Source organism: Streptomyces sp. 13-12-16, from assembly GCF_002114215.1.
Lineage (GTDB): Bacteria > Actinomycetota > Actinomycetes > Streptomycetales > Streptomycetaceae > Streptomyces.
Genome location: NZ_NCTE01001104.1, coordinates 1 through 2,370 on the forward strand (window position 1 = coordinate 1; position 2,370 = coordinate 2,370).

Consider the following 2,370-nt stretch of genomic DNA (forward strand, 5'->3'; position numbering starts at 1 on the left):
GGTCGGGCTCGCCGCGCCCGAAGTGGCGTCCCGGGTGGGTGAGGTGGAGGCGGCCGGGGTCCGCTCCTCCTTCCGGCGTTCGCCGGACTCCTCCGGCAGCGGGGAGCCGGGAAGTTCGTTGCGCGGGGCCTCGCCGGGCCCGGGGACGACCACCCGGTCGGCGTCCCGCACGGCACCGCCGAGCAGTGAGCCGACGAGCATGCTGAACCCGCAGACCACGAAGGTGACCAGGGCTCCCCGGCGCAGTACGTACCGGCGCAGGTCCCAGATGTCGGCGCGGGGGCCGAGCCGGCGCCAGGCCCGGCTCGCGAGGCCGCCGTCGACGGAGTAGACGGGGGCGCCCGCGATGATCAGCGGCGACCAGGCGGCGAGGTAGATGATGTCGGGTGTCTCGTAGGCGGGGACGCTCTTCCAGCTGACGGTGACCAGCAGTGCCGCCGAGAGCGCCGCCCCGACGACGGCGGCCAGGCGCTGCCAGCAGCCGAGGGCGGTCAGGACGCCGACGACGATCTGCGCGAAGGCGATGGCGAGCCCGGAGCCGATGGGGTGCTCCAGGGCGAACTGGCGCAGCGGCTCGGCGACTTCCCAGGGGTGCAGGGTGTGCAGCCACTTGACCATGGAGCCGCGCTTGCCGCCCTCGAAGTAGAGGGGGTCGCACAGCTTGCTCATCCCGGCGTAGACGGAGATGCCGCCGAGGAAGACGCGCAGCGGGAGCAGGACGACGCCGAGGTTCATCCGGCGGCCGGGGTAGTAGGCGTGCCGGGCCGGGTCGTCGCCGTGCCGCCTGGCGCGGCGGCCGGTGGCCTCGGCTCCGTCGTCGTACGCGGGCTCGTCGTAGGCGGGCTCGTGGTAGGCGGGTTCGTCGTAGGCGCTGCCGACCGTGCGCATCGGGGGCAGCAGGGGTCCGTCGGCCGGGCTGCGCTGGGCGCCGACGAACGGGGTCTCGAGGGTCTGGGTGACCGGGTCGTCGGCGTGGTCGTACCCGGTGCCGGTGCGCGGGATGACCTGGGTGGCCCCGGCGTCGGTGAGCGGCTCGTCGGCGTGGCGGACGCCTTCGTGCCGTACGGCCTGGAGCAGTCGGTGGGCGCCGGTGTCGTCGGGCGCGGACCGGCCGCTCCAGACGACGGGCCGGCGGCGGGCGCCCGACTGGCCCGGCGTGCCCACGGTGGTGACGACGGGGATGCGGGCGGTGTCCTCGGCGGCGCTCACGTGCCGTGCGATCCGCGGCGATTGGGCGCGCCGCGCCGAGACGCCCAGCTGCACGCGGAAGCTGGCGTGATTGACGATGACCTGCGCCGGATCGCTCGGCACCTTCACCATGCTCAGCGCGGGAGCGTCGTCGAGTCCCGACGAGCGGTCCCCCGTGGGCGTGCGGGGTGTTCTCGTGTCCACACTCATCTAACCGAGTGACACGGCGTTAGGACACTGCCTTGACCCGCCGGAAGTGTCCGGACCGCGTCAAGCCTGCCCGGACCACCCGGAACACCCCATGTGGGTGACTCCGCCGAACACCCGTCCAGCCTCGCCCGTCGCACTCGTACGGCCGCACCGCCCCCGGGATCGGCCCCGCCGACGCGCCGCCTCGTACAGCACGATCCCCGCCGCCGCACCGGTGACACCTCCGTCCGCCGCACTCGCACGGCCCCGTCGCACTCGTACGGCCGCACCGGCCCCCGGGATCAGCCCCGCCGACGCGCCGCCTCGTACAGCACGATCCCCGCCGCCACACCGGCGTTGAGCGACTCCGCGCCGCCCGGCATCGGGATCCGTACCCGGAAGTCGCAGGTCTCGCCGACCAGTCGGGAGAGCCCCTTGCCCTCGCTGCCGACGACGATGACGACCGGCCCGTCCAGCGCGTCCAGGTCGCCGAGCTCGGCCTCACCGTCGGCGGCCAGGCCGACGACCGCGATCCCGGCCTTCTTGTACGCCTCCAGCGCGCGCGTCAGGTTGGTGGCGCGGGCGACGGGCGTACGGGCCGCCGTACCGGCGGACGTCTTCCAGGCGCCGGCGGTCATCCCGGCGGCGCGCCGCTCGGGCACGACGACGCCGTGGCCGCCGAACGCGGAGACGGACCGGACGACCGCGCCGAGGTTGCGCGGGTCGGTGACCCCGTCGAGGGCGACGATCAGCGGGTCCTGCCCCTCGTCGTGGGCGCCGGCGACGAGGTCCTCGGGGTGCGCGTACTCGTACGGCGGGACCTGGAGCACCAGGCCCTGGTGGTTCAGGCCGTTGGTCATGCGGTCGAGTTCGGGGCGGGGGGCCTCCATGAGGTTGATCCCGCCGCGCTCGGCCGCGAGCTGGAGCGCCTCGCGCACCCGCTCGTCGTTGTCGATGAACTGCTGGACGTACAGCGTCGACGCGGGCACGCCC

2 protein-coding genes are annotated in these 2,370 nt (G+C 74.6%); both read right to left on the reverse strand.

Annotation, left to right across the window (positions count from 1 at the left end; all coding sequences use genetic code 11):
• The coding region (locus B7767_RS35915) for a DoxX family protein (protein ID WP_085575702.1) at positions 1-1,398 on the reverse strand (1,398 nt) is incomplete at its 3' end.
• Between the two features lie 281 nt (positions 1,399-1,679).
• The coding region (gene rlmB, locus B7767_RS35920) for a 23S rRNA (guanosine(2251)-2'-O)-methyltransferase RlmB (RefSeq protein ID WP_085575703.1) at positions 1,680-2,370 on the reverse strand (691 nt) is incomplete at its 5' end.